The organism is Mesorhizobium sp., assembly GCF_004962245.1.
GTDB lineage: Bacteria > Pseudomonadota > Alphaproteobacteria > Rhizobiales > Rhizobiaceae > Mesorhizobium.
Map to the genome: position 1 here is coordinate 41,952 of NZ_SUHQ01000003.1, position 25,249 is coordinate 67,200.

At 63.3% G+C, this 25,249-nt stretch carries 26 protein-coding genes and 1 tRNA gene; 24 read left to right on the forward strand and 3 right to left on the reverse strand.

Translation table 11 applies throughout. From position 1 onward, the window contains the following. Nucleotides 1-270: 270 nt before the first annotated feature. From E5X88_RS03805 to E5X88_RS03880, 16 genes are all read left to right on the forward strand, one after another. On the forward strand, nucleotides 271-1,524 hold the full coding sequence (locus E5X88_RS03805; RefSeq protein ID WP_292158423.1) for a L,D-transpeptidase family protein: 1,254 nt from the start codon (nucleotides 271-273) through the stop codon (nucleotides 1,522-1,524). Between the two features lie 108 nt (nucleotides 1,525-1,632). Beyond that, nucleotides 1,633-3,273 (forward strand): Na+/H+ antiporter, encoded by a 1,641-nt coding sequence (locus tag E5X88_RS03810; RefSeq protein ID WP_292158425.1) that lies wholly within the window; start codon nucleotides 1,633-1,635, stop codon nucleotides 3,271-3,273. Nucleotides 3,274-3,392: 119 nt separating this feature from the next. Then, nucleotides 3,393-4,706 carry a serine hydroxymethyltransferase gene (gene glyA, locus E5X88_RS03815; RefSeq protein ID WP_292158426.1) on the forward strand — a complete coding sequence of 438 codons (1,314 nt, stop codon included), beginning with the start codon at nucleotides 3,393-3,395 and terminating at the stop codon, nucleotides 4,704-4,706. Nucleotides 4,707-4,776: 70 nt separating this feature from the next. Then, nucleotides 4,777-5,382 carry a hypothetical protein gene (locus E5X88_RS03820; protein ID WP_292158952.1) on the forward strand — a complete coding sequence of 202 codons (606 nt, stop codon included), beginning with the start codon at nucleotides 4,777-4,779 and terminating at the stop codon, nucleotides 5,380-5,382. A 150-nt stretch (nucleotides 5,383-5,532) separates the two neighbouring features. Further along, complete coding sequence (nrdR, locus tag E5X88_RS03825) at nucleotides 5,533-6,009, forward strand: transcriptional regulator NrdR (protein WP_145720843.1); 477 nt, start codon at nucleotides 5,533-5,535, stop codon at nucleotides 6,007-6,009. Between the two features lie 2 nt (nucleotides 6,010-6,011). Further along, complete coding sequence (gene ribD, locus E5X88_RS03830) at nucleotides 6,012-7,139, forward strand: bifunctional diaminohydroxyphosphoribosylaminopyrimidine deaminase/5-amino-6-(5-phosphoribosylamino)uracil reductase RibD (protein ID WP_292158430.1); 1,128 nt, start codon at nucleotides 6,012-6,014, stop codon at nucleotides 7,137-7,139. 60 nt (nucleotides 7,140-7,199) lie between these two features. After that, nucleotides 7,200-7,817, forward strand: a complete 618-nt coding sequence (locus E5X88_RS03835) for a riboflavin synthase (protein WP_292158431.1) — start codon at nucleotides 7,200-7,202, stop codon at nucleotides 7,815-7,817. Between the two features lie 242 nt (nucleotides 7,818-8,059). Next, complete coding sequence (gene ribH, locus E5X88_RS03840; RefSeq protein ID WP_292158432.1) at nucleotides 8,060-8,554, forward strand: 6,7-dimethyl-8-ribityllumazine synthase; 495 nt, start codon at nucleotides 8,060-8,062, stop codon at nucleotides 8,552-8,554. Continuing rightward, the gene (nusB, locus tag E5X88_RS03845) at nucleotides 8,551-9,051 is read left to right on the forward strand and encodes a transcription antitermination factor NusB (RefSeq protein ID WP_292158434.1); all 501 of its coding nucleotides are present in this window, start codon (nucleotides 8,551-8,553) and stop codon (nucleotides 9,049-9,051) included. The genes ribH and nusB overlap by 4 nt, the downstream gene beginning before the upstream one ends. Next, nucleotides 9,048-10,268: an MFS transporter gene (locus E5X88_RS03850; RefSeq protein ID WP_292158435.1), complete on the forward strand. Its 1,221-nt coding sequence runs from the start codon at nucleotides 9,048-9,050 to the stop codon at nucleotides 10,266-10,268. Before nusB ends, E5X88_RS03850 begins: the two co-directional genes overlap by 4 nt. Before the next feature lie 252 nt (nucleotides 10,269-10,520). Next, entirely contained in the window at nucleotides 10,521-11,432 is a 912-nt protein-coding gene (locus E5X88_RS03855) for an ABC transporter substrate-binding protein (RefSeq protein WP_292158437.1), read from the forward strand. Between the two features lie 324 nt (nucleotides 11,433-11,756). Continuing rightward, nucleotides 11,757-12,923: an ABC transporter permease gene (locus E5X88_RS03860; RefSeq protein ID WP_292158439.1), complete on the forward strand. Its 1,167-nt coding sequence runs from the start codon at nucleotides 11,757-11,759 to the stop codon at nucleotides 12,921-12,923. Then, a complete protein-coding gene (locus tag E5X88_RS03865; protein WP_292158441.1) occupies nucleotides 12,920-13,858 on the forward strand; it encodes an ABC transporter ATP-binding protein in 939 nt (312 codons plus the stop codon). Before E5X88_RS03860 ends, E5X88_RS03865 begins: the two co-directional genes overlap by 4 nt. Next, nucleotides 13,855-14,604, forward strand: a complete 750-nt coding sequence (locus E5X88_RS03870; protein WP_292158443.1) for an ABC transporter permease — start codon at nucleotides 13,855-13,857, stop codon at nucleotides 14,602-14,604. The genes E5X88_RS03865 and E5X88_RS03870 overlap by 4 nt, the downstream gene beginning before the upstream one ends. Before the next feature lie 49 nt (nucleotides 14,605-14,653). Continuing rightward, entirely contained in the window at nucleotides 14,654-15,058 is a 405-nt protein-coding gene (locus E5X88_RS03875; RefSeq protein ID WP_292158445.1) for a DUF2165 domain-containing protein, read from the forward strand. Between the two features lie 221 nt (nucleotides 15,059-15,279). After that, entirely contained in the window at nucleotides 15,280-17,421 is a 2,142-nt protein-coding gene (locus tag E5X88_RS03880; protein WP_292158447.1) for a sodium-translocating pyrophosphatase, read from the forward strand. 254 nt (nucleotides 17,422-17,675) lie between these two features. Here the strand turns inward: E5X88_RS03880 and E5X88_RS03885 are convergent, their stop codons facing one another. Further along, on the reverse strand, nucleotides 17,676-18,206 hold the full coding sequence (locus E5X88_RS03885; protein ID WP_292158449.1) for an outer membrane protein assembly factor BamE: 531 nt from the start codon (nucleotides 18,204-18,206) through the stop codon (nucleotides 17,676-17,678). A 114-nt stretch (nucleotides 18,207-18,320) separates the two neighbouring features. On the opposite strand from E5X88_RS03885, the gene E5X88_RS03890 reads away from it, so the two are divergent. The 7 genes from E5X88_RS03890 to E5X88_RS03920 all read left to right on the forward strand — a co-directional run bounded on the left by E5X88_RS03890 (nucleotide 18,321) and on the right by E5X88_RS03920 (nucleotide 23,383). Beyond that, entirely contained in the window at nucleotides 18,321-18,863 is a 543-nt protein-coding gene (locus E5X88_RS03890) for a ubiquinol-cytochrome C chaperone family protein (RefSeq protein WP_292158451.1), read from the forward strand. A gap of 26 nt (nucleotides 18,864-18,889) precedes the next feature. Further along, the gene (locus E5X88_RS03895; protein ID WP_292158452.1) at nucleotides 18,890-19,438 is read left to right on the forward strand and encodes a DUF177 domain-containing protein; all 549 of its coding nucleotides are present in this window, start codon (nucleotides 18,890-18,892) and stop codon (nucleotides 19,436-19,438) included. Nucleotides 19,439-19,568: 130 nt separating this feature from the next. After that, the gene (gene plsX / locus E5X88_RS03900; protein ID WP_292158454.1) at nucleotides 19,569-20,639 is read left to right on the forward strand and encodes a phosphate acyltransferase PlsX; all 1,071 of its coding nucleotides are present in this window, start codon (nucleotides 19,569-19,571) and stop codon (nucleotides 20,637-20,639) included. Between the two features lie 9 nt (nucleotides 20,640-20,648). Then, complete coding sequence (locus E5X88_RS03905; RefSeq protein ID WP_292158456.1) at nucleotides 20,649-21,620, forward strand: beta-ketoacyl-ACP synthase III; 972 nt, start codon at nucleotides 20,649-20,651, stop codon at nucleotides 21,618-21,620. Nucleotides 21,621-21,723: 103 nt separating this feature from the next. Beyond that, entirely contained in the window at nucleotides 21,724-22,047 is a 324-nt protein-coding gene (locus E5X88_RS03910) for an integration host factor subunit alpha (RefSeq protein WP_126041188.1), read from the forward strand. A gap of 194 nt (nucleotides 22,048-22,241) precedes the next feature. Beyond that, nucleotides 22,242-22,784, forward strand: a complete 543-nt coding sequence (locus tag E5X88_RS03915; RefSeq protein WP_126041190.1) for a MerR family transcriptional regulator — start codon at nucleotides 22,242-22,244, stop codon at nucleotides 22,782-22,784. A gap of 260 nt (nucleotides 22,785-23,044) precedes the next feature. Continuing rightward, nucleotides 23,045-23,383, forward strand: a complete 339-nt coding sequence (locus E5X88_RS03920) for a hypothetical protein (protein WP_292158458.1) — start codon at nucleotides 23,045-23,047, stop codon at nucleotides 23,381-23,383. A 60-nt stretch (nucleotides 23,384-23,443) separates the two neighbouring features. Here the strand turns inward: E5X88_RS03920 and E5X88_RS03925 are convergent, their stop codons facing one another. Beyond that, nucleotides 23,444-23,722: a hypothetical protein gene (locus E5X88_RS03925; protein WP_292158459.1), complete on the reverse strand. Its 279-nt coding sequence runs from the start codon at nucleotides 23,720-23,722 to the stop codon at nucleotides 23,444-23,446. Between the two features lie 345 nt (nucleotides 23,723-24,067). On the opposite strand from E5X88_RS03925, the gene E5X88_RS03930 reads away from it, so the two are divergent. Next, on the forward strand, nucleotides 24,068-24,385 hold the full coding sequence (locus tag E5X88_RS03930) for a helix-turn-helix transcriptional regulator (RefSeq protein ID WP_292158461.1): 318 nt from the start codon (nucleotides 24,068-24,070) through the stop codon (nucleotides 24,383-24,385). A gap of 779 nt (nucleotides 24,386-25,164) precedes the next feature. Here E5X88_RS03930 and E5X88_RS03935 read toward each other — a convergent pair. After that, nucleotides 25,165-25,241: transfer RNA gene (locus E5X88_RS03935), tRNA-Pro, on the reverse strand. Nucleotides 25,242-25,249 lie beyond the last annotated feature (8 nt).

A 25,249-nucleotide genomic window follows, 5' to 3' on the forward strand; every position in this document is an offset into this window, starting at 1 on the left:
GTGCCGAAAAGCATCGGTCTTTCCGTTTCGTATGAGCCAGCCGATCCAAATCGCGGTCGGGGCCACGTTGCCGCCATATTCCCGGTGAAAGCGAGAATGCGAGTGATGTTGCGGCAAGAGCCCAAGCGTCCCCTGAACGCGCGTCGCGCCCGGCGCGTTCTTACACCGAATTGGTAGGGCCATGGTTGGCTAATTGTTAAGGATGCCAACACTAGAGTGCGGGCGGGATCGCCCGCTGAAAGAATTGTTACAGGAATGTCTGGAGCGTACATGAGAACCAGTCGCCGTTTCTTCCTTTCCGGAGCCTCCGCGTTGGCAGCGACGATGGTCGCCGGTGGCGCCAGCGCGCAGGACGTGATCGCGGATATCCTGAAATCCTCGGGCCGCAGCAACTGGGACGACCAGTTCGACGCTCGCGCCAGCCAGGGCGGCAAGGTGGCCTCGACGCTGCCGATCGTCAGCCTGCAGACCGTTGCGTATACCGAGCAGGCGATCGCGCAATATCAGAACATTGTCGCGCAGGGCGGTTGGGGGCCGGTTCCGGACACCAAGAAATTGCAGCTCGGCGTCATCGACCCCGACGTGGTGCCATTGCGCAGGCGTTTGATGGTTTCGGGTGACCTGGCGGAGGGCGCCGGCATTTCAGAGGCCTTCGATTCGTATGTCGACTCGGCGGTCAAGCGCTTCCAGGCGCGTCACGGCCTGCCCGCGGACGGGACCCTTGGCCAATATACGTATGCGGCGATGAACGTTTCGGCGCAGGTCCGGCTTGGCCAGCTGCAGACCAATCTGCAGCGGCTGAACGAGCGCGCCGGCACGCTGGGCAACCGGTATGTGTTGGTCGATATCCCGGGCGCCCAGATCGAGGCGGTCGAGAACGACCGTGTCGTGCTGCGCCACACTGCCGTTGTCGGCAAGATCGACCGCCAGACGCCGATCGTCGATTCCAAGATCAACGAGATCATCGTCAATCCCTACTGGAACGCGCCCGTCTCGATCGTGCGCAAGGACATCATTCCGCTGATGCGGAAGGACCCCAACTACCTCAAGGACAGCAACATCCGTCTGTTTGCACCCGATGGCAGCGAGGTCGATCCGCTGACCGTGGACTGGTCGACCGACGACGCGGCGAAATACCGCTTCCGCCAGGATCCGGGCGCGGGCAATGCAATGGCCTCGGTCAAGATCAATTTCCCGAGCCCGGACGGCGTCTACATGCACGACACGCCGCAGCAGAGCCTGTTCGGCAAGATGATGCGTTTCGATTCCTCGGGCTGCGTGCGCGTCCAGAACGTGCGCGACCTCGTCACCTGGATTCTGCGCGACACGCCGGGCTGGACCCGCCAGCATTTCGAGGCTTCGATCAAGAGCGGCGAGAACATCCCGGTGCAGGTCACCAATCCGGTTCCGGTCTATTTCCTCTACATCTCGGCCTGGTCGACTGGGCCTGGCGTCGTGCAGTTCCGCGACGACATCTACGGGCTCGACGGAGCCAACGAGCTGCAGATCACCTCTGCGCTCTAAGCGACTGATCTTTTTGCTGAAAAGGCCGCCGGTGAGGGCGGCCTTTTTGTATCCGGCTGGAGGGCGCGCTTTGCGCAGGATCCGGAAAGCGCCGTTCGGTACAGAGCCATGCAAGTCGCCATCTTCATCCTGATTGTGCTCGCCTTCGTCGCGGTTTCCGGTGCGCTGGTCCGGCTGGTGCGGGTGCCGCTGCCGGTGCTGCAGATTGCCATAGGTGCCGCACTCGCCTGGCCGGTGCGCGGCATCCATGTCGAGATCGATCCCGAGCTCTTCCTGCTGGTGTTCATCCCGCCGCTGCTGTTCAGCGACGCGGTAGCAGCACCCAAGCGCGAGTTGCTGGCGATGCGCGGGCCGATCCTCGACCTTGCCATCGGGCTGGTCTTCTTCACCATCGTCGGCTTCGGCTACGCCTTGCACTGGCTGGTGCCGAGCATCCCGCTGGTCGTCGCTTTCGCGCTCGCAGCGGTGCTGTCGCCCACCGACGCCGTGGCCGTGTCCTCGATCGTCGACAGGAATGTGGTTCCGGCCCGGCTGATGCACATTCTGGAAGGCGAGTCGCTGCTCAACGACGCGTCCGGCCTGGTCATGTTCCGCTTCGCCGTGGCGGCAGCGCTGACCGGCAGCTTCTCCTTCGCCGCAGCATCGCTGAGTTTCCTCTATGCCGTGGCGGCCGGCATCCTGGCCGGCGTGATGGCGTTGATCGTCGCCGCCAAGACGCTGCAGCTTTTGAACCGCATCGGCGGCGTGCCGGCCGAGGCGCAGGTGCTGGTCATGATCCTGATACCCTTCATCGCCTATCTCGGCGCCGAACATGCCGGTGCCTCCGGCATCCTGGCGGCGGTTACAGCCGGCCTCTTGACCGGAGGTTCCAGGATTTTCCGGTATCTGAGCGTCTCGGCCCGCATGCAGACGATGTCGCTGTGGACGACGCTGTCCTTCGTCTTCAACGGCGCGCTCTTCATCCTGCTCGGCCTGCAGCTTCCCGACATCATCCGCAAGGTGCCACCCGAACTCACAAGCCGGCATTGGCTCATCGAGCCGGTTGCCACGGTGCTGGTCTTGACGCTGTGCCTGATCGGCCTGCGCTTCCTGTGGATTTGGGTCGGCGACATCGCGGCGCGCCTTGCCGCGCGGCTCGGCAAGCGCAAGGCCGAGCCGTTCGGCCTGCGCGTGCGGCTCGCCGGTTCGGTGGCCGGCGTGCGTGGCGCCATCACGCTGGCCGGTATCCTGTCGCTGCCGCTCGCCATGCCCGACGGTTCACCCTTTCCGGCGCGCGACGTCGTCATCTTCCTCGCCGCCGGCGTCATCATCTGCTCGCTGGTTATCGCCAGCCTTGCCTTGCCGAAGATCGCGCGCGGGCTGGTCGAGCCGGGCGAGGATCCAGGGGCGGCCGAGGAGCGCCTGGCGCGTGTCGGCGCGGCCAACGCGGCCATTGCCCGCATCGAGAGCATTGCCAATGACGGCAGCGAGGGGGAGGAGGCCGGCGCCCGGCTGGCGATAGCCGACAGCATCGTCGCCGGTTACCGGCGCCGCATCGCAGCTTCCGACGAGGCCGATGAAGCGCGCGCCGAGGCCCGCGAAGCCGGGCGGCTTGAGCTTGAATTGAGGCTCGCTGGCATCGAGGCAGAGCGTGCAGCCGTGCGCGCCATGTTTCGCAGCCGCGAAATCAACGATCATACGATGCAGGCGCTGTTTACCGAGATCACCCTCACCGAGGCCCTGCTAAAGGGCCGACAGACAAGAAAATAGGAGCCGCAGACCCGCTCTGCCGCAATCCGGCCAGCAAATTTCGCGCTGCAAACGTGGCGGGGCGGGAGCAACTGTGTTAATGGCGCGGCAGACCCCCCGGACCTCAAGGATATCAAGCCATGGCAACAGCAACGGCAGTGTCGAACAAATTCGAATCCTTCTTCGAAACCACGCTGGCCGATGCCGATCCTGAGATCTTCGGCGCAATCCGTAACGAGCTCGGCCGCCAGCGCCACGAGATCGAGCTGATTGCGTCGGAAAACATCGTGTCCCGCGCCGTGCTGGAGGCGCAAGGGTCGATCATGACCAACAAATATGCCGAGGGCTATCCGGGCAAGCGCTACTATGGCGGCTGCCAGTTCGTCGACGTGGCCGAGGAACTGGCCATCGAGCGCGCCAAGAAACTCTTCGGCTGCAACTTCGCCAACGTCCAGCCGAATTCCGGCAGCCAGATGAACCAGGCGGTGTTCCTGGCGCTGCTGCAGCCCGGCGACACCTTCATGGGGCTTGACCTGAACTCGGGCGGGCATCTGACCCATGGCTCGCCGGTCAACATGAGCGGCAAATGGTTCAAGGTTGTCTCCTACGGCGTGCGCAGGGACGACCATCTGCTCGACATGGATGCGATCGAGAAGACCGCCCACGAGACCAAGCCGAAGCTGATCCTGGCCGGCGGCACCGCCTATTCGCGTGTCTGGGACTGGAAGCGCTTTCGCGAGATCGCTGACTCGATCGGCGCCTATTTGATGGTCGACATGGCCCACATCGCCGGTCTCGTCGCTGGCGGCGTGCATCCGTCGCCCCTGCCATATGCCCATGTGGTGACCACCACAACGCACAAATCGCTGCGCGGCCCGCGCGGCGGCATGATCCTGTGCAACGACGAGGACATCGCCAAGAAGATGAATTCGGCCGTGTTTCCGGGTCTGCAGGGCGGGCCGCTGATGCATGTCATCGCCGGCAAGGCGGTGGCGCTCGGCGAAGCACTGAAGCCAAGCTTCAAGATCTATGCCGAGAGCGTCGCCGCCAACGCCAAGGCGCTGGCCTCCAGTCTGCAGGAGACAGGTCTCGACATCGTCTCCGGCGGCACCGACAATCATCTGATGCTGGTCGACCTGCGCCCGAAGAACGCCACCGGCAAGCGTGCCGAGGCAGCGCTTGGCCGCGCCAACATCACCTGCAACAAGAACGGCATTCCCTTCGACCCCGAAAAGCCGTTCGTCACCTCGGGCGTGCGGCTCGGCACGCCGGCCGGCACCACGCGTGGCTTCGGCCAGGCCGAGTTCCGCGAGATCGGCAAACTGATCGCCGAGGTGCTGGACGGGCTCAAGGCCGCGAATTCCGACGAAGGCAATGCAGCCGTCGAGGCAGCGGTGAAGGCGAAGGTGGCGGCGTTGACGGATCGTTTTCCGCTCTATCCCTATCTCGGTTGACCTGACGCAGGCAGTCATCCCTTATCGGCCGGACACAAGTGCGCGGTCCGGACAAGGAGCCTTGACGATGATGCGAATTTTCCGTCTTGCCGGCTTCGGCGCTCTTGCTGCGCTCGCCACAGTGAGCCTCTTGCCGCTATCCGGGTTCGCCTTGGCGCAGGCCGCGTCCACCCAGGCCGCGCCTGCCCAGGCGGCGCCCAAGATGGAGACCTTCGGCGCGTGGTCCACCATCGTCGACGAGGTCGACACCGGCGAGGATGTGCGCAAGACCTGCGCCGCCTCGACCGCCTTTCTCGACCCGAGCGGTACCAGCGGCACCCTGACGCTCGCCATCTCGAACGGTGATGCACTGCCGCCCGACGGCTATCCGACCCTTGTCATCGCCATGAAAAACAAGGAACTGCCGACTGGCGAGAACATTCCAGCGGTGTTCGGTGACGCCAACGGCAAGGTCAAGGCGACCGTCAATGCCATTTCGGATGGCGGCGGACAGTGGATGATGAACAACAAGACCGAGACCAGCCTGGCGCTGCTGCGGGCCATGCGCCGTGCCAGCGCACTCGATGTCACATTCGCCGACAAGCCGGTCGCGACGGTATCGATGGACGGCTTCACCAAGGCCTATCGCAGCCTCGGCGTATCATGCGGCTTCCCGACCGGTGACGTCGCGCCGTAATCGCCGGTATTGCCGTCTGGGATGATGCTGGCAATTTTCCGCGCGCCTCGCTATCTCTGGGGCGCGAGAGGCTTGTCCCCAATACTTTGCCATCGCGGCAAAAACCTCTAAGCCTTTCGCTCCACGAGAATCGCGAACCGAAGGCCTTCCATGCGCTGTCCCTACTGCCAGTCCGAAGATACGCAGGTGAAGGATTCGCGCCCCGCCGAAGACGGCGCGGCGATCCGCCGGCGGCGCGTCTGCCCCGATTGCGGCGGTCGCTTCACCACCTTCGAGCGCGTGCAGTTGCGCGATCTCGTCGTCGTTAAAAAATCCGGCCGCAAGGTGCCGTTCGATCGTGACAAGCTGCTGCGCTCGGTGGAGATCGCGGTGCGCAAGCGCAATGTCGATCCCGAGCGCATCGACCGCGCGGTGACCGGCATCGTGCGCCAGCTCGAAAGCTCGGGTGAGACCGAAGTCGCCTCGGGCGAAGTCGGTCGCCTGGTGATGGAGGCGCTGAAGTCGCTCGACGATGTCGCCTATGTGCGCTTCGCCTCGGTCTATCGCAATTTCCGCGAGGCCAAGGATTTCCACGACGTGCTGGGTGAACTGAAGGGTGACGAGCTCAAGGAAGAGGACGGCGGCTGAGCATGGCGGGGTCCGGGCGCAGCCAAGCCGAACAAGAGGTTCTTGATCGCCGCTTCATGGCGGCGGCCCTCAGGCTGTCGCGGAAGAACGCCGGGCGGACCTCGACCAATCCCTCGGTCGGCACGCTGATCGTACGCGACGACGCCACCGGACCGATGATCGTCGGCACCGGCGTCACCGCTGTCGGCGGCCGGCCGCATGCCGAAACCGAGGCGTTGGCCGAGGCCGGCGAGCTCGCACGCGGCGCCACCGCCTATGTCACGCTGGAGCCCTGCGCTCATCACGGCCGCACACCGCCTTGCGCCAACGCACTGGTCAATGCCGGCGTCGCGCGGGTGGTCGGGGCTGCGAGCGACCCCGATCCACGCGTGTCCGGCAAGGGCTACGCCATCCTGCGCGCCGCAGGTGTCGAGGTGGTCGAAAAGGTGCTCGCGGCGGAAGCCGCCGAGCAGATGGCCGGCTATATGATTCGATCTCTTAAAAAGCGCCCGGAAGTGATTCTGAAACTTGCACTTTCCAGCGACGGCAAGATCGGCGTGGAAGGCGAGGGGCAGGTTTCAATCACCGGCGACATCGCCCGGCGCGAAGTCTATCTGATGCGGGCCGAGGCCGACGGCATATTGATCGGCATCGGCACGGCGCTGGAGGATGATCCGGCGCTGACGGTGCGATTGCCGGGGCTGGAGAACCGTTCGCCGGCGCGCATCGTGCTCGACCGCCAGATCAGGCTGCCGGAGACGTCGAAACTGGTCGCCGGCGTCGACCGGGTTCCGCTCTATGTCGCCGCTTGTGCCGAAGCCGATCCGCACCGGCGGGCCGCGCTCGAACGCGTCGGCGTGCGCTTCATTGGCACCGAGACGTATGAAGGCGATATTGCGCTGCCGGAATTGCTTGAGGATCTGGCAGCGCTCGGCATGGCAAGCGTGCTGGTCGAGGGTGGCGCCAAGGTGGCCAAGGCTTTCCTCGCCGAAGGGCTGGTCGATCGCATTGTGCTGTTCCAGGGGCAGGAGCCGATCGGCAAGGGCGGCATTGCATCGCCCATCGACGCCAATCATATCCCGGCAGGATTTCGCAAATTGCGCGACATGCGTTTCGGCGAAGACAGCTATGCCGAGTGGATAAGACCATGATCCCAAAAAGTGGGAACCGGTTTTGGACAGGATCATGGTCAAACTGAAAGATAGGGTCTGATGTTTACCGGAATTGTCACCGATGTTGGCACCGTCGCTGCCGTGAAGCCGCTCAGAGAAGGCGTCGGCTTGCGCATCGACACCGCCTATGACCCGCAGACGATCACTATCGGTGCCTCGATTTCCTGCGGCGGCGTCTGCCTAACGGTGACGGCGCTGCCGGAACGCGGCGCCAATGCGAGGTGGTTCGAGGTCGAGGCCTGGGAAGAGGCACTCAGGCTGACGACAGCCATGGGCTGGAAGTCCGGCACGAGGATCAATCTGGAGCGGGCGCTGAAGATCGGCGACGAGCTCGGTGGCCACATCGTTTCAGGCCATGTCGACGGCATGGCCGAAATCGTGGCGCGCAAGGAGGAGGGTGACGCCGTGCGCTTCACGCTGGAAGCGCCGCGCGAACTGGCCAAATTCATCGCGCCCAAGGGCTCCGTCGCGCTCGACGGCACATCGCTCACCGTCAACAAGGTCGAAGGCACCCGCTTCGACGTGCTGCTGATCCATCACTCGCTGACGGTGACCACCTGGGGCGAACGCCAGGTCGGCGACCGCGTCAACCTGGAAATCGACACCATGGCCCGCTACGCGGCGCGCTTGGCGGAGGCGGCGAAAGAGGGGCTTTGATAGAGCAGAAGGACTTCCACAGAGAGCAACTGACGCGCGAAGCTCTGGCCGATGTTGATGCCGGTCATGTGATTGACCACCGTGTCGTGCAGGCATGGGCTTTGAGCCTCGACACCGGTGATCCGCTTCAGACATCGCGCCGGAAAATGAGATAGTTGGGCAGACCTCCCGCGCCTCCAACAATCTTCTGCTTGCGATCAAACCGGCTTCGGCCTAAGTCACCGGCGTTCCCGGAGACATCAATGGCTGGCACATCCCAACACGGCAAAGCGTTCATCCGCCCGAAGAAGAAGGCCCACCTTCTTGTCATCGAGGCGCGCTTCCACGACGATCTTGCCGACGCGCTGCTGGAAGGCGCGACAAGCGCGCTCGAGGAAGCGGGCGCGACATACGATGTCGTCACCGTTCCGGGCTCGCTCGAAATTCCCGCGGTGATTTCCTTCGCACTCGACGGCGCCGCCGAAGGCGGGACGAACTACGACGGTTTTGTCGCCCTCGGCACCGTCGTGCGCGGTGACACCTATCATTTCGACATCGTTGCCAATGAATCCAGCCGTGCCCTGATGGACCTTTCCGTGCAGGACTCGGTCTGCATCGGCAACGGCATCCTGACCACCGAAAATGACGAGCAGGCCTGGACGCGGGCCAGGCGTTCGGAGGGCGACAAGGGTGGCTTTGCCGCGCGTGCGGCGCTGACTATGATAGCCCTGAAGCAACAGCTGGGAGAGCGATCGTGAGCGAACCCGCATCACCCGGCCAACCCGCGGTACGCCACGCCAACAAGCGCGGTGCTGCCCGTCTGGCCGCCGTGCAGGCGCTCTACCAGATGGATGTGGCCGGCAGCGGCATCTTCGAGATCACCGCCGAGTACGAGGCCTTCAGGCTTGGCAAGGAAGTCGACGGCGCGCTTTATCGTGAGGCGGACGCGCAATGGTTTCGCGCCATCCTCGCCGGCGTGGTCGAGAACCAGAAGACCATCGATCCGATCATCCGCCAGGCGCTGACCGAGGACTGGCCGTTGTCCAGGCTCGATTCGACGCTGCGCGCCATCCTGCGCGCCGGCGTCTACGAACTGATGAAGCGAGAGGACGTGCCGGTGGCCGTCATCGTTTCGGAATATGTCGACATCGCCAAGGCGTTTTACGAAGAAGACGAGCCGAAGCTGGTCAATGCGGTGCTCGATCGCGTGTCGCGCCGGGTGCGCGGCGAGGGGCGTGGCAAGGACGCTTCATGACAGCCATCGTTATCATCGAGGCTGGCAGGGAAGCCCGCCGCACGGCGCTCATCCTTGCCGCTTCGCAGGCAATCATCGGTTCGGCCGCACCCATCGCCATTTCCATGGGTGGGTTGGCCGGGCACTATCTGCTCGGCTCCGACAAGTCGCTGGCGACGGCGCCAATCACCGGCTTCAACGTCGGCGTGGCGCTCGGCGCACTGCCGGCCGCCGCCATCATCCGCTGGCTCGGCCAGCGCGACGGCTTCATGACCGGCACGATTGTCACCGCGCTCGGTGGTCTGGTCGCCACGCTGGCGCTGTTTCAAGCCAGCTTTTGGCTGTTCGCCTTCGGCCTGACCGTGATTGGCATCGGCGGTGCCTTCGTCCAGCAATTCCGCTTCGCCGCCGCCGACAACGCGCCGTCTGAATTCAAGGCGCGCGCGATCTCCTTCGTGCTGGCCGGCGGCATCGTCACCGCCATCCTTGGGCCGCAGATCGTCATCTTCACCCGCGAATTGTTTGCACCGGTGATGTTTGCCGGTTCGTTCGCATCCATCCTGGTTTTGGCGGCGGTCGGCGCCGCCATCCTGTCGTTCCTGCGCATCCCGGCCAAGGCAGCCGGTAAAGTGGAAATCGCCGATAGCGACGCGCGGCCGCTCTCCGAGATCGTGACCAGGCCGCGTTTCGTTGCGGCGCTGTTTTGTGCCGTCGGCAGCTACGCGCTGATGAGCTTCGTCATGACCGGCGCACCGCTGGCCATGGTCGGCTGTGGCCTGTCGACGGATGATGCCACGCTCGGCATTTCCTGGCATGTCATGGCGATGTTCGCCCCGAGCTTTTTCACCGGTTCGCTGATCCATCGCTTCGGTGCCGAACGGATCGTCGCGACCGGACTTGTGTTGCTGATCGGCTGCGCCGTGATAGCGCTCTCGGGCTTGGCGTTGTGGCAATTCTGGACGGCGCTGATCTTACTCGGCCTCGGCTGGAATTTCGGCTTCATCGGCGCCACCGCCATGGTGGCCGACAGCTACCGGCCATCCGAGAAGGGCAAGGTCCAGGGTTTTCACGACTTCGTCCTGTTCGGCTCCGTCGCCTTCGCCTCTTTGATGTCGGGTGCCGTCTACAATGCCTGGGGCTGGGACATGCTGAACTGGATCATCTTCCCGGTGACGGTGCTGTGCTTCGTGGCGCTGGGAGTGTTGAAGATGACGAGCGCGCGGCCGACCAACGCATGACCCCGAACCGAAGGTCGGAAAGGATCATGCGCAAAAATCAAAAGTGCTACAGCGTCCTTTGCGCGTCCAAACGGACGCGCGGCGCTGTAGTGACATGACGCTGTCGGGACGAGGCGGCAGCGGCCTCACCCGCGTTCGAACAAAATTATTGCGCCTATCCCTCTTCTTATGAAACCGTGTGCCCCGACGGGGCATTGAAGCCATGCTCATATGCGGCAGCCGTAGTCCGGTTCTCAGCAAGGGATTTGTGAAATGTTTTCAGTCAAGGTTTTGACCGGCGCGGCACTGGCGCTCGGCATCACCGCGGCCTCGGCGAGCGCCCAGGTGGTGGTCTCGTCGAAGATCGATACCGAAGGCGGCGTGCTCGGCAACATCATCCAACTGGTGCTGAACGCCAACAACATCCAGACCACCGACCGCATCCAGCTCGGCGGCACCCCGGTGGTGCGCAAGGCGATCACCGCCGGCGAGATCGACATCTATCCGGAATACACCGGCAATGCCGCCTTCTTCTTCGAAAAGGCCGACGACCCCGTGTGGAAGGACGCCGCGAAGGCCTATGAGGCGGCCAAGAAGCTCGACTATGACGCCAACAAGATCGTCTGGCTGTCGCCGTCGCCAGCCAATAACACCTGGGCGATCGCGCTGCGCAAGGAGGTCGCCGAGACCAACAAGCTGGCGACGCTGTCCGACTTCGGTAAATACGTCTCGGGCGGCGGCCAGGTGGTGCTGGCGGCCTCGGCCGAGTTCGTCAATTCAGCTGCTGCCTTGCCGGCCTTCCAGACCACCTATGGCTTCACGCTGAAGCCGGACCAGCTGATCACGCTGTCCGGCGGCGATACCGCGGCGACCATCGCCGCCGCCGCGAACCAGACCAATGGCGCCAACGCCGCCATGGTCTACGGCACCGACGGCGGCATCGCGCCGTCCGGCCTGGTCGTGCTCGACGACGACAAGGGTGTGCAGCCGGTCTATCAGCCGGCGCCGATCATCCGCGAGGCGGTGCTGAAGGAGCATCCCGAGATCGAGACGTTGCTGAAGCCGGTCTTCGCCAAGCTTGATCTCGTCACCCTGCAGGAACTGAACGGCCGCGTGCAGGTCGGCGGCGAGCCGGCCAAGGGCGTCGCCGAGGACTTTTTGAAGAAGAATGGGTTCTTGAAATAGTCACCCAGCTTTGAAAATGACGCTGGTGAGAGGCGCCCCGTTGCAACTGCCGATCTCCCCCCTTGCGGGGGAGATGTCCGGCAGGACAGAGGGGGGTGCTGTCCCGCTGGCCTATCGGCCCGTCACAGCCACGTCCCTCGGCAGATGTCTTTATGGACGAGCTGACGCTCGAAAGTTGGCGATCCTTCCCACCCCCCTCTGGCCTGCCGGCCATCTCCCCCGCAAGGGGGGAGATCGGATGTCGTTTTGGCTTTCGCCAATCTCCAACGCCGCCGGACGGGCGCTCTTCACGAAGCTACCAATCTCCCCGCTCGGGGGGCTTCGATGACCAGCCGCTTCGACAAGCTCGGCGTGGTCATCGCCGCGATCGTTGCCTATGCGGCTTTCGCGGCGCCTTTCGCCACCTTCCGTGCCAACCGCATCGTGCCCGGCGAAGCGCGGTCGATTCTGGAGGCGTTGCCACCAGAGATCGGTCCGCTGCTGCTGGCGATCGTCGTCGCCGCGGCGCTCATCGCGCTGTTGAAGACGCCGCTGATCCTGCGCCTTGCCGCCAGTGTGGTTGCGCTTGCAGCACTGACGCTGCTGATCGGTGTCGCCGGCAGCTTTCTGACGCCTGAGGGCAATACCTTTGCCCGCGTCTCGCCGGCCTCGGGTTTCTGGCTGCTCATCTTCGCCTTTACGCTTTTGCTCGCCGATGTGCTGACAAGGCTGAACCTGTCGCCATCGGCGCGGATCGGCGTGCTTGTCGTCGCGGCAGCGGCGGTCGGCCTGCTGCTGGTCTCGGGAAGCTGGGACAATCTGTCGATCCTCAAGGAATACGCCAACCGTGCCGACAGCTTCTGGAGGGAAGGCTCCAAGCATGTGACGCTGGCGCTGGGTTCGCTGGCGGCAGCTGTGGTCGTCGGCCTGCCGCTCGGCATCCTCTGCCACCGTGTCGAAAAATTGCGGGCCGGCGTGCTCAACGTCCTGAACATCATCCAGACCATTCCCTCGATCGCGCTGTTCGGCCTGTTGATCGCGCCGCTCGGCTGGGTCGCAACGCATGTGCCCGGCGCAGCCTCCCTCGGCATTCGCGGCATCGGCACCGCACCCGCCTTCGTCGCCCTGTTCCTCTATTCGCTGCTGCCGGTGGTGGCCAACACCGTGGTCGGCCTTGCCGGCGTGCCGCGCGCTGCCAACGACGCAGCGCGCGGCATGGGCATGACCGACAGCCAGCGCCTGTTCGGCGTCGAGTTTCCACTGGCCTTTCCGGTGATCCTCACCGGTATCCGTATCGTGCTGGTCCAGAACATCGGCCTTGCCACCATTGCCGCGCTGATCGGCGGCGGCGGCTTCGGCGTGTTCGTGTTCCAGGGCGTCGGCCAGACGGCGATGGACCTGGTGCTGCTCGGCGCCGTGCCGACGGTGGCGCTGGCCTTTGCCGCTGCCATCATCCTCGACGCGGTCATCGAAATGACCTCCACCAAGAGACGCGAGGCACAACCCGCATGATCGAGATCGAAGGCATTACCAAGCGCTACGACGCGACAGCGGTGGTTGACGATGTATCGATGGTGATCGAGCCGCGCACCATCACCGTCATCGTCGGCACCTCCGGCTCCGGCAAGACGACGCTGCTTCGCATGATCAACCGGCTGGTCGAGCCGACCGCGGGCGTGATCAAGCTTGACGGCGCCGACAACCGCTCGCTGCCCGGTTACGAACTGCGCCGCAGCATCGGCTACGCCATCCAGGGCCATGGGCTGTTTCCGCATCGCACGGTGGCGCAGAACATCGCCACCGTGCCGGTGCTGCTCGGCTGGGATGCGGTCCGCATCAAGCGCCGTGTCGACGAGTTGATGACGCTCTACCAGCTCGATCCGGAGGCGTTCGGGCCACGCTATCCGCACGAGCTCTCCGGCGGCCAGCAGCAGCGCGTCGGTGTCGCCCGCGCGCTCGCCGCGGAACCCAACGTGCTGTTGATGGACGAGCCGTTCGGCGCGCTCGATCCGATCATCCGCAACAAGGCGCAGGAGGATCTTTTGGCGATCCAGAAGCGCTTCGGCACCACCATCATCCTCGTCACCCATGACATGGAGGAGGCGGTGCATATGGGCGACAAGATCGCGGTGATGGATGCCGGCAAGCTGGTGCAATATGCCAAGCCCGCCGAGATCCTGGCGAAGCCGGCCAGCGCCTTCGTCGAGACCTTGGTCGGCGCCAGCGAAAAACCGTTCAGGCTGCTGTCGCTTGGCCGGGTGAGCGACGCAGTCGAGAAGGGCGCCGCCGAAGGCGAGGCGATCCCCGGCGACGCCAGCCAGCGCGATGCGCTGGCCGAACTGCTGTGGTCGGGCCGACCGGCGCTGCCGGTGAAAGGCGCCGACGGCAAGCCGCTCGGCCGCGTGACGGTGAACGGGCTGGTGAAACGCGCGGCGAGGCCGGCATGAAAGCCTGGCTTCCGTCGCTGCTCAGGCTTGTTCTGGTGGGGCTGCTGGTTGCCTTCGTGACCAATCCCGGCTGGTTCGAACCGCTGCTAAAGCCGCTGACCGAGAACAACGCGCCGGCGATCTACAACCAGGGCAGCCTGCTGACGCTGACGCTGCTGCATCTGAGGACCGTGCTGATCGCCACCGTGGCCGCCACCATCGTTGCCGTGGCGCTCGCCATCCTGGTCACCAGGCCGGCCGGCGTCGAATTCCTGCCGCTGTCGCGCAGCCTGGTCAATATCGGCCAGACCTTTCCGCCGGTGGCGGTGCTGGCTGTGGCCGTGCCGGCCGTCGGCTTCGGCGAGAAGCCGACTCTGATCGCGCTGTTTCTCTATGGCCTGCTGCCGATCTTCGAGAACGCGCTGACCGGCCTGACGACGCTGCCGGTCAATGTGGTCGAGGCGGCGCGCGGCGCCGGCATGACCGGCTGGCAAAGGCTGGTCAAGGTCGAGCTGCCGCTCAGTATGCCGATCATTCTCGCCGGCATCCGGCTGTCGGTGGTCATCGGCCTCGCCACCGCCACGATCGGCTCGACCGTGGCGGCCAAAACGCTGGGCGAAGTGATCATCGCCGGTCTGCTGTCGAACAACCTCGCCTTCGTCCTGCAGGGCGGCCTGATCGTCGCGGCCCTTGCCGTGCTGATCTATGACGGGCTGTCGGCGATCGAGCGCTACACGGCGCGCCGCATGGGGCGGGAGACGCGATAGCGTCTCGGGCGAAGTTCTCTGGTTTTCAGTGTCCGCCCGAACGGGCCGGGTGGTCGAGCGTCAGTTCGAGCTTGGTGCCCGTCTCGCCCGCGATCCAGCGGCGGCGGATCACTGCAAAATCATACTGTCTTCCAGCTTTCACAAAAGAAACCAGATCACCCACGGCGCAACCACTGTCGAGATCGAGGGCTTCGACAGTCTCCGCAATGCCTTGTGGCAGGCGCGCAATGCCAGCGGACAGGCTTTCAACGACGCCAAGAAGTTCGCGGTGATCGCCACCACCTTGGGTTTCCTGATCTGGTACTTTGGTTTCATGGTGGTGGGCGGCGAATGGTTCGCTATGTGGCAGTCCAGCGTCTGGAATGGTCAGCAAAAGGCATTCATGTTCTACATGACCATGCTGGCGGTGCTGATCTTCGTTGTCCAGCCTGACGGCGACCTGCGCAAAAGCTGACGACCGCCAGCCGATTTCAATCGATCTAATTAGGCGGCGGCGCTGGCGCACATAGCTTTTAGGCGAAAGCCGGGCAAAAACCGAACAATATCTTGACGTTCGCAACCCTGTTTCGCATAAGCCGGTGCGAAGGAAGCGGATTCCGCTTGGCGGAATCCGCTTCCCGTCTCAACGGCCCAGGGAGGGGTTCTTTTGGGCCATCAAGCGAGGAAAATTCGGCAATGACCATAATTTCCGCTGTCATCGCCTGCGGCCTGCTTTCAGTCCTTTACGCCATCTGGGCAACACGTTCGGTCCTTGCGGCCGATCAGGGCAATCAGCGTATGCAGGAAATCTCCGCGGCCATCCGCGAAGGCGCGCAGGCCTATCTGGCGCGCCAGTACACCACCATCGCCATCGTCGGCGTCGTGGTGCTGCTGCTCGCCTGGTGGCTGCTTTCGATCACCGCCGCCATCGGCTTCCTGATCGGCGCCGTTTTGTCGGGCGCCGCCGGCTTCATCGGCATGCACGTCTCGGTGCGCGCCAATGTCCGCACCGCGCAGGCGGCTTCCAACAGCCTCGCGGCCGGCCTCGAGATCGCCTTCAAGTCGGGCGCCATCACCGGCATGCTGGTCGCTGGCCTGGCCCTGCTCGGCGTCTCGATCTACTACATGATCCTGACCCAGTTCATGGGCCTTCAGCCCAACGACCGTGTCGTCATCGACGCGCTGGTTTCGCTCGGCTTCGGCGCCTCGCTGATCTCGATCTTCGCCCGTCTCGGCGGCGGTATCTTCACCAAGGGCGCCGACGTCGGCGGTGATCTCGTCGGCAAGGTCGAAGCCGGCATTCCCGAAGACGATCCACGCAATCCGGCCACGATCGCCGACAATGTCGGCGACAATGTCGGCGACTGCGCCGGCATGGCCGCCGACCTGTTCGAGACCTATGCGGTGACCGTCGTCGCCACCATGGTCCTTGCTGCCATCTTCTTCGGCGGCACCGCCGTTCTCGATGCCACGATGCTCTATCCGCTGGCCATCTGCGGCGCCTGCATCCTGACGTCCATCGTCGGCACCTTCTTCGTCAAGCTCGGCTCCAACGGCTCGATCATGGGCGCACTCTACAAGGGCCTGATCGTCACCGGCCTGCTGTCGATCGTCGGGCTCGGCGCCGCCACCTCGTTAACGCTGGGCTGGGGCGAGATCGGCACGGTCGCCGGCATGGCCATCAACGGCACGAACCTGTTCATCTGCGGCCTGATCGGTCTCGCGGTAACCGGCTTCATCGTGGTGATCACCGAATACTATACCGGCACCGACAAGCGCCCGGTGAACTCCATCGCCCAGGCTTCGGTCACCGGTCACGGCACCAACGTCATCCAGGGCCTTGCGGTCTCGCTGGAATCGACGGCGCTTCCGGCGATCGTCATCGTCGGCGGTATCATATCGACCTACCAACTCGCCGGCCTCTACGGCACGGCGATCGCAGTCACCACGATGCTCGGCCTCGCCGGCATGATCGTCGCGCTCGACGCCTTCGGCCCTGTCACCGATAATGCCGGCGGCATTGCCGAAATGGCTGGCTTGCCCAAGGAAGTGCGCCAGTCCACCGACGCTCTCGACGCCGTCGGTAATACCACCAAGGCGGTGACCAAGGGGTACGCCATCGGTTCAGCCGGTCTCGGCGCGCTGGTGCTGTTCGCGGCCTACTCCAACGACCTGAAGTTCTTTGCTGCCAATGGCGACAAATATCCTTACTTCCAGGGTATGGGCGAAGTCTCTTTCGACCTCTCCAACCCTTACGTCGTCGCCGGTCTTATCTTCGGCGGCCTGATCCCGTATCTGTTCGGCGGCATCGCCATGACGGCCGTCGGCCGCGCGGCGGGCGCGATCGTCGAGGAGGTGCGCAAGCAGTTCCGCGAGGATCCGGGCATCATGGCCGGCACCTCAAAGCCGAACTACGCGCGTGCGGTCGACCTTCTGACTAAGGCGGCGATCCGGGAAATGATCATTCCGTCGCTGCTGCCGGTGCTGGCGCCGCTGGTCGTCTATTTCGGCGTGCTGCTGATCTCGGGCTCGAAGGCGTCCGCCTTTGCAGCACTTGGCGCCTCGCTGCTCGGCGTCATCGTCAACGGCCTGTTCGTCGCCATCTCGATGACCTCTGGCGGCGGCGCCTGGGACAACGCGAAAAAATCGTTCGAGGACGGTTTCACGGACAAGGACGGCGTCAAGCACCTCAAGGGCTCCGAGGCGCACAAGGCCTCGGTGACCGGTGACACGGTCGGCGATCCCTACAAGGACACCGCTGGTCCAGCAGTCAACCCGGCGATCAAGATCACCAACATCGTCGCCCTGCTGCTGCTGGCCGTGCTCGCGCACGGCTGAGGCCGCTCGGCCTTTCCGGGGCCGAAATCCACAAACCAAACCCGCGGGAGAGATCCCGCGGGTTTTGTTTTTGATGCCTGTGATGGGTCCGGGCTGCATTCAAGCGTGCGAGGTCGAAACCTGCGGTGCTGCTGCTGTCTCAAAACAAAAACCCGCAGGATCGCTCCTGCGGGTTTTCGGTCGCCTGAGATGGGCACTGCTTCCAGCGAAGCAGGAAAGGAGAAGGGAAGAGGAGCCGATTCTGCCCGGATGGATCAGGTGCCGCCGGGCGTGCTGCCGCCGCCACCGGGGAGGCCGGGGGCCAGCTTGCTGGCGCCGTTGATGATCTGGCTGAGGAAGTTCTGGTCCTTGCCGCCGGTCGGCGTGGTCCGTGAGATGAAGTCGAACACCTTGCCGTCCTTCAAGCCGTAATTGGCGATCTGGCTGACGCGCCCATCCTCGCCGAAATAGACGGCGAGCACCTTCTGGTCGACCAGCCTCGGCTTGTCGAAGGCGACGTAGCGCTTGCGCGTCTGCGATATGTAATAGAAAGCCTCATTGTCGAACGTCGCCTTCGTCGACGGGGTGCCGAGCGCCAGAAGCACCTGTTCGCGGCTCGAGCCGACCGGCACCAGGTCGATCGCCTGCTGGTCGATGACATAGCCCTGCGTCAGCGTCTCGCTCGGATTGAGATCGCCGATCATCTTGGATGAGTTGCAGGCGGAAAGCGCCGAAGCGACCACCAGCAGCGAGACGACGCCGGCGGACCCGGGCAGAAAAGTCGATTTGAATTTCAGCGCGCGCAACTACAACTCCATTAGCTGGCCGCAACTTGCGCTGGGCCGCAAAACCGGTAAACCAGCTTGCTCGCCGATGCAACAAGGCCAATTCAACAAACGGTCCCCAGGAGACCACCCTCAATGTTCCAGCGCCTTTTCGGCCGCGAACGTCACGCCAACCGCGCTATCACCGAGGCGCTTTACGCACAAATCGTGGCAGCGGCGCGGCAAACTTTGTTTTATTCCGAGTGGAATGTACCGGACACCCCGCTTGGCCGCTTCGAGATGCTGTCGCTGCACATGTTCCTGTTCCAGCACCGGCTGCGTGGGGAGGGCGGTGTTGCCGGGGAGGTCGCGCAGGTGCTGATCGACGAGTTCTTCACGGATGTCGAGCATTCGCTGCGGGAACTGGGCATCGGCGACGTCGGCGTGCCGAAGCGCATGAAGAAACTGGCGAAGATGTTCTATGGCCGCACCGCCGCCTATGACGATGCGCTGGAACGACATGACCACGATGCACTCGCCGCTGCTCTTGCCCGCAATGTCAGGCCCGATGCCGGCGCCTGGCCGCAGGCCAAGCATCTGGCAGGCTACGTCGCCGACGCCTCCAGGCAACTCGCGGAACAGCCGACCGAATCGATTGTTTCCGGCACAGTGGCATTCCCCGTCGCCAAGACTATTTAGGGAAAACAAGACTATTTAAGGAAAAGATGAAACACGCCGATCTCAAAAGCCCCGTGTCCTTCGCGGCCAATGTCGCCCGGCTTCCGCAAAATGGGCTGCCGGTGGTGATCGAGGCCGACGCCGCGCAGCGTGCCGCGCTGGCAAGCGAGCACGAGTTGCTTTCGGTCGAGAGCTACCGCGCCGAACTGCTGGTGGCGCCATGGAAGCGCAACGGCGTCAAGGTCAGCGGCCGTGTCGAAGCCGACATCACCCAGGCCTGCATCGTCACCCTCGACCCGGTCGAGGCACATATCGACGAAGCGGTCGACGGGCTGTTCCTGCCGGAGCAGTCCAAGCTTGGGCGGCAGGGTTTCGAGGGCGGCGGCGAGATTCTGCTCGATGCCGAAGGGCCGGACAGCCCGGAGACATTTTCCGGCAATACGATCGATGTCGGGGCGCTCGCCGAACAGTTCTTTGGACTGGCGATCGATCCCTATCCGCGCAAGCAAGGCGTTTCGATGGAGGCTGCCGACGATGCCGGGACTGCGGAAAGCGAATTCCAGCAAAAGCTGCGTTCCCTGCTGGGAAAATCCTGAAACCCGACCCAATCGGAGAAAAGCCGGTTGTGCGGCAGCCCAAAACCGCTATTTTCGCCGAACCTTCGCGAGCCCCGAACCGTCGCAAGCGCCAAGCGCTCGCTCAAGCAAACTGTGAGATGATTACCGCGTGATCAGGATTTCCATCGATGCCATGGGCGGCGATCACGGACCAAGCGTGGTCATCCCGGCGCTCATGACGGTCGCGACCCGGCGTCCCGACATCCGCTTCGTCATATATGGTCGCGAGGAGGCGGTGCGCCCCGAGCTCGCAAAACTCCCCAAGCTGGCGGCAGTGAGCGAGTTCATCCACTGCGAGATAGCGGTCAGTATGGACGACAAGCCGAGCCAGGCGCTGCGCCATGGCCGCTGGAAGTCGTCCATGTGGAAAGCGGTCGAGGCAGTCAAGGCAGGCACTGCCGATGCCTGCGTCTCGGCCGGCAACACCGGTGCTTTGATGGCGATGTCGAAATTCTGCCTTCGCACCATGGCGACCATCGATCGCCCGGCGATCGCAGCACTCTGGCCGACATTGCGCGGCGAGAGCGTGGTGCTGGACGTCGGCGCCACCATCGGTGCGGATGCGCATCAGCTGATTGATTTCGCCATTCTGGGCACCGGCATGGCGCGCTCGGTTTTCGGCATCGAACGGCCGAGTGTCGGCCTGCTCAATGTCGGCGTCGAGGAGATCAAGGGCCAGGAAGAGGTCAAGGAGGCGGGCCGCATGTTGCGCGAGGCCAACATGGCCTCGATGAACTACCACGGTTTCGTCGAGGGCGACGATATCGGCAAGGGCGCTGTCGACGTGGTCGTCACCGAAGGATTTGCCGGCAATATCGCGCTGAAGACGGCGGAAGGCACGGTAAGACAGATCGCCAGTTACTTGCGCGCCGCGATGAACCGGACGCTGATGGCCAGGATCGGCTATATATTCGCCAAGGGCGCCTTCGATCGCCTGCGCGAAAAGATGGATGTCGGCCGCTCCAACGGCGGTGTTTTCCTGGGTCTGAACGGCATCGTGGTGAAAAGCCATGGCGGGGCTGATTCGGATGGCTTCGCGGCGGCGATCGAGCTTGGCTACGACATGGTGCGTAACAATCTGCTCGATCGCATCGAAGCCGATCTCGACCTGTTCCATGCGCGCAATCCGCATGCCCAGACATCCAGGAAATCCGACGTCGTTGCCGACGCAAAGGAATAGGAAAGAGCCTTGATCAGATCAGTCGTGCGCGGCACAGGCGCCGCGCTGCCCCGCCGCATCATGAAGAATGCCGATTTCGAAGGCATGGTCGAGACCTCCGACGAGTGGATCGCCCAGCGCACCGGAATCCGCCAGCGTCATATCGCTGCCGACGACGAGACGACGGCTTCGCTCGGCGAGGCGGCGGCGCGCGCAGCCCTAGACAATGCCGGCCTGACGCCTGATGACATCGATCTGATCGTGCTGGCGACCTCGACGCCCAACAACACGTTTCCGGCCACCGCCGTCGACATCCAGAACCGGCTCGGCATGCATCACGGCTTCGCCTTCGACCTGCAGGCGGTGTGCTCGGGCTTTGTCTACGCGGTGACGACCGCCGACCTCTATATCCGTGGCGGCCTGGCCAAACGCGTGCTGGTGATCGGCTCGGAAACCTTCTCGCGCATCCTCGACTGGAGCGATCGTTCGACCTGCGTCCTGTTTGGCGACGGCGCCGGCGCGATGGTGCTGGAAGCAGGAGAGGGGACGGGCAGCATTGCCGACCGCGGCGTGCTGGCGGCCAGCCTGCGCTCCGACGGGACCCACAAGGACAAGCTGTTCGTCGATGGCGGACCATCGACCACCGGAACGGTGGGCTATCTCAGGATGGAAGGCCGCGAAGTGTTCAAGCACGCGGTCGGCATGATCACCGACGTCATCGAGGCGACGTTCTCGGCTGCCGGCATCACCGCTGAGGATCTCGACTGGTTCGTGCCGCATCAGGCCAACAAACGAATTATCGACGCTTCCGCCAAGAAGCTCGGAATAGCAGAGCAAAAAGTGGTGGTTACGGTCGATTTGCACGGCAACACCTCGGCTGCTTCCGTGCCGCTGGCTCTGTCGGTGGCCGTCGCCGATGGCCGCATCAAGAAGGGTGACTTGGTGCTGCTCGAGGCGATGGGCGGGGGCTTCACCTGGGGTGCGGTTTTGGTTCGCTGGTAAGTGCCGAACTGACAGGTTCGGTCCTTGACCTTGCCGGATCAATTACTTAGGTTCTGCCTTTGCTTGTATCGATTTATGTTTTTGAGCTGATGGGACGGTTCGCATGGGGGGAAAGACACTTACGCGCGCCGACCTTGCAGAAGCCGTTTACCGCAAGGTTGGCCTGTCGCGTACTGAATCGGCGGAACTCGTCGAAGCGGTTCTGGACGAGATTTGCGAAGCGATCGTTCGCGGCGAGACGGTGAAACTGTCGTCGTTCGCGACGTTCCATGTCCGTTCCAAGAACGAGCGCATCGGGCGCAACCCCAAAACCGGTGAGGAAGTGCCGATCCTGCCCCGCCGCGTGATGACCTTCAAGTCGTCGAATGTGCTGAAGAACCGCATCCTGCGCGCCCATCAGAACAGCAAGGCCAAGGGCGGTAAGTAGCGCTTGCTTCAAGGCTTCGGTTGAAAACCGCCGCCCCCTTTGACGCCGGGCTTGAATATTGTTTCATAAACCGCTGAAATAAAGCCCGATTCGGCAGGACAGGCCGGATCGGAATGACTCTTTGTTGAGCGTGATCTTGTCCGAAAACCGATTCCCACTTTTCGGGATCATGCTCCAGCGTGAGGATTTCGCCCATGGACAAGAGCCCCGATGCTTTCCGCACCATCAGTGAGGTCGCAGAAGATCTCGACCTGCCGCAGCACGTGCTGCGTTTCTGGGAAACGCGTTTCAATCAGATCAAGCCGATGAAGCGCGGCGGCGGCCGCCGCTACTACCGGCCGCAGGATGTCGAACTGATCAAGGGCATCCGCCACATGCTCTACGACCAGGGCTATACGATCAAGGGCGTGCAGAAGCTGCTGCGCGAGAACGGCAACCATTTCCTGGTCGCCATCGGCAATGGCGACATGGCGGCCGTCGAAGCGATCGCGCAACGCCGGCAGGCCGATGCGGTGCCGCTGACGCCAGCTGCCCAGCCGCGCGGCGCGGATGACGAGATGCTGGTTGGCGAGCCCAAGGTGAAACCCAGTCGGCGCTTTTTCGGCATCGGCAAGACCGACGACGAAGGCCCGGTGCAACCGGGCACGTCGAAACTTTCGCGCGACAATCGCGCTTTGCTGCAGGAGGCGCTGTTCGACCTTCTGGAATGCAAGCGCCTGCTCGATCAGGTGCGCTAGCGCATGACCCCGAAATCGGAATCGATTTTCGGAAAGGATCATGCACGCGCGGCGCTGTAGTGCATGTCGCCCAAAAGCATGCCCTTTCTTGAACCGGGGTGCGCAGCGGTTTTGGGGCAACGACATGCATGAAACAAGAACTTAAAGCGGTCGCATGAATTTGTTCAGACGCGACACGCTTTAAGGGCCGATCGATCGCCGGCGGAAACCGGAACTGCTTTGGGAATCATGCGTTCTTCCGCAAAGGAAGGACGTACATCATGGCATTATTTTCGACCCTCTCCGACATCGACCTTGAAAAGCAGGTCGCGGCCCTTTCCAGGGAACTGGCGGCGCTGAGGAAAGCCGTGTCCAGGCGGGGCGGCTCCTACTACGAGGATGGGCGTGACGCCGCATCGGATTATTACTCGGATATTGCAGAGCGCTTCAGTGATGCTCTGCCTGCGATCAGAAGGCAAGGCAGGGCGATCGAGAAGACGGCGCGCGATCATCCGGCGACAGCGGCCGCTGTCGGGCTGGTTGTGGTCGGGCTTGTCGCAAGCCTGTTGCTCAGCCGCCAGCAGAAAACGTCGCGAGCGACATCGAAGTCAGCACGTTGAGACAAAAGAAAATGACGGTCGTCCCGCGGACGACCGCCGTTTCTTGTCAATGACAATTGATCAGCGCGCGAGCTTGAGCTTGTTTTTCGGGCTGACCTGCGCGGTCTGGCTGCATTTGCCGTAGACGGTGCCGTTGGAGTCGGTGGCGTCCGTGTATGTGCCCTTGCAGTCGAGTTGCAGCACCAGGCAGTGACCCGCGCCCTTACAAACCGCGCCGCCGTCACCGGTGGGATGCGTGCCGTTGGCGAAGGCCGAGCTCGGAGCGGAAATCGAGCCGAATGCCGAGACGACGATGGCAGCGGCGAGCGAAAGGCGCTTGAAGTTCGAGATATTGGTCATGTGAGCATTTCCTTCTCTGGATCGAGGATCGCCGTTCTGGCGTCCTTCTGGTTGGGGATCGCCTTCTTGGCGTCCATGCCATCTTGGTGCGGCTCACAGAGGAAAAGTTCACACGTGGGTTCAAAAAAATTTGCGACCCCCTGATACGTTTGCGCTTACATCAAGTTCCAGCCGCTGGTCCCTCAAAGCGGCTGGCGGCCAGTGACAGTCACTTGACGAGCGAGCGGCTCGGAACCGTCGAACAGGTCGACGATCAGCCAGTCGAAAGAACCTGGTCGGAATGGCATCCCGCGCCGGCGTCGCCGCGGCCCATGCCAAGCCTGCGCCGGTCGGTATCACGATGCCGTGACGGTTTTTTTGGTGCTTGGCAAATCGTTAATGACCGGGCATTCTCGCAACCGTCCCAGGCAACATCATTATTTGATCAAACTCTTTCAGCCCATGGAGTTGCCAATGCCCCACTTAGCAAAAAAAGAACCCTTCTCCGAACTGGCGGCAATCGAAGCTGCGCCTGATCAAAGCGCCCTCAGAGCCATGCGGGAAACCAGGGGATACAGCATGGAAGAGCTGTCTTTGACGTGCGGCCTGGCGGTCGATGAGATCGCGGACATCGAAAACGGGAAAACGGGAAGAATGCCGACCCGTCGAAGCTTCGGCGAATAGCCTCTGCGCTTCGGCTTCCGGAAAGCGCGTTGATCGATACAGCCGTGCTCGCACAATCCGCGGAAAATCGACCCGTCTCCTAGCCGCGGCACCCAAGAGTATCTGCTCAACACGGTCGGAGCGGCCGAATTCAAGCCGGCGCGCTCTCGACCCAAGCTCATGGCCGTTTTTTGTGGCCGGTCCGACGGCGGGGGCCGCCTTCGAGAAGGAGGCGGCCTGCGCGCCATGTCGATGGGATTGTGCTGCAGGTGAACCGGTACCGACAGCAAGCGAAATGGCGGAGAACGATGCGGTATCAAATCGCCGGGGTTCGAAACCGCGCGGCTCGAGCACCGATTCCTTGACTGCAGCGCATCCGTGTCCTCCACGCCCCTGGAAGCCCATGGGAAGCGAGAACAGCGGGTGACCGGCGCTGCAGGTGTAGGGGATGCCTGGCGGCGCCGGTCAAGCGAAAGTTAGACACTCCCGCGCCTAAAATGATAGCTGAGTCCTGACGTGCGTCATGCGTGCTCATGGGAGTATCTGCCGGCTACATTCGATGCCGGTTTCGAAGGGCCACCGCACCTCATCCCCCATTTGGTGTGTGGTATCGATCGGGTGTTGTATCAAAAAGACTGAGCTGGTGCTGGGCTTGACGCGAACTGATCGGCTGGAGGGCACGGCCCCAAAAAGTCACGGTGGCCGCAAAAGGAAAAGGCCCCCGAAAGGCCCCAATTTCCCGATCTCGCGTTGTTCCTAGTTCCCCGGATTTCAATAAGCCTTGGACTTCAAGGACTTAATGGTCGGAGTGGCCGGATTCGAACCGACGACCCCTTGACCCCCAGTCAAGTGCGCTACCGGGCTGCGCTACACTCCGGACCGGTC

What these genes read in the sequence shown, in the direction of transcription:
- ribD (WP_292158430.1), top strand. Translation starts at nt 6,012, where the DNA reads ATGGCGGGGTCCGGGCGCAGCCAAGCCGAACAAGAGGTTCTTGATCGC.
- E5X88_RS03915 (WP_126041190.1), top strand. Translation starts at nt 22,242, where the DNA reads ATGGACAAGAGCCCCGATGCTTTCCGCACCATCAGTGAGGTCGCAGAA.
- E5X88_RS03805 (WP_292158423.1), top strand. Translation starts at nt 271, where the DNA reads ATGAGAACCAGTCGCCGTTTCTTCCTTTCCGGAGCCTCCGCGTTGGCA.
- E5X88_RS03820 (WP_292158952.1), top strand. Translation starts at nt 4,777, where the DNA reads ATGCGAATTTTCCGTCTTGCCGGCTTCGGCGCTCTTGCTGCGCTCGCC.
- E5X88_RS03855 (WP_292158437.1), top strand. Translation starts at nt 10,521, where the DNA reads ATGTTTTCAGTCAAGGTTTTGACCGGCGCGGCACTGGCGCTCGGCATC.
- E5X88_RS03890 (WP_292158451.1), top strand. Translation starts at nt 18,321, where the DNA reads ATGTTCCAGCGCCTTTTCGGCCGCGAACGTCACGCCAACCGCGCTATC.
- nrdR (WP_145720843.1), top strand. Translation starts at nt 5,533, where the DNA reads ATGCGCTGTCCCTACTGCCAGTCCGAAGATACGCAGGTGAAGGATTCG.
- E5X88_RS03835 (WP_292158431.1), top strand. Translation starts at nt 7,200, where the DNA reads ATGTTTACCGGAATTGTCACCGATGTTGGCACCGTCGCTGCCGTGAAG.
- E5X88_RS03920 (WP_292158458.1), top strand. Translation starts at nt 23,045, where the DNA reads ATGGCATTATTTTCGACCCTCTCCGACATCGACCTTGAAAAGCAGGTC.
- ribH (WP_292158432.1), top strand. Translation starts at nt 8,060, where the DNA reads ATGGCTGGCACATCCCAACACGGCAAAGCGTTCATCCGCCCGAAGAAG.
- E5X88_RS03810 (WP_292158425.1), top strand. Translation starts at nt 1,633, where the DNA reads ATGCAAGTCGCCATCTTCATCCTGATTGTGCTCGCCTTCGTCGCGGTT.
- E5X88_RS03860 (WP_292158439.1), top strand. Translation starts at nt 11,757, where the DNA reads ATGACCAGCCGCTTCGACAAGCTCGGCGTGGTCATCGCCGCGATCGTT.
- E5X88_RS03870 (WP_292158443.1), top strand. Translation starts at nt 13,855, where the DNA reads ATGAAAGCCTGGCTTCCGTCGCTGCTCAGGCTTGTTCTGGTGGGGCTG.
- E5X88_RS03880 (WP_292158447.1), top strand. Translation starts at nt 15,280, where the DNA reads ATGACCATAATTTCCGCTGTCATCGCCTGCGGCCTGCTTTCAGTCCTT.
- E5X88_RS03895 (WP_292158452.1), top strand. Translation starts at nt 18,890, where the DNA reads ATGAAACACGCCGATCTCAAAAGCCCCGTGTCCTTCGCGGCCAATGTC.
- E5X88_RS03925 (WP_292158459.1), bottom strand. Translation starts at nt 23,722, where the DNA reads ATGACCAATATCTCGAACTTCAAGCGCCTTTCGCTCGCCGCTGCCATC.
- glyA (WP_292158426.1), top strand. Translation starts at nt 3,393, where the DNA reads ATGGCAACAGCAACGGCAGTGTCGAACAAATTCGAATCCTTCTTCGAA.
- E5X88_RS03910 (WP_126041188.1), top strand. Translation starts at nt 21,724, where the DNA reads ATGGGGGGAAAGACACTTACGCGCGCCGACCTTGCAGAAGCCGTTTAC.
- E5X88_RS03865 (WP_292158441.1), top strand. Translation starts at nt 12,920, where the DNA reads ATGATCGAGATCGAAGGCATTACCAAGCGCTACGACGCGACAGCGGTG.
- E5X88_RS03850 (WP_292158435.1), top strand. Translation starts at nt 9,048, where the DNA reads ATGACAGCCATCGTTATCATCGAGGCTGGCAGGGAAGCCCGCCGCACG.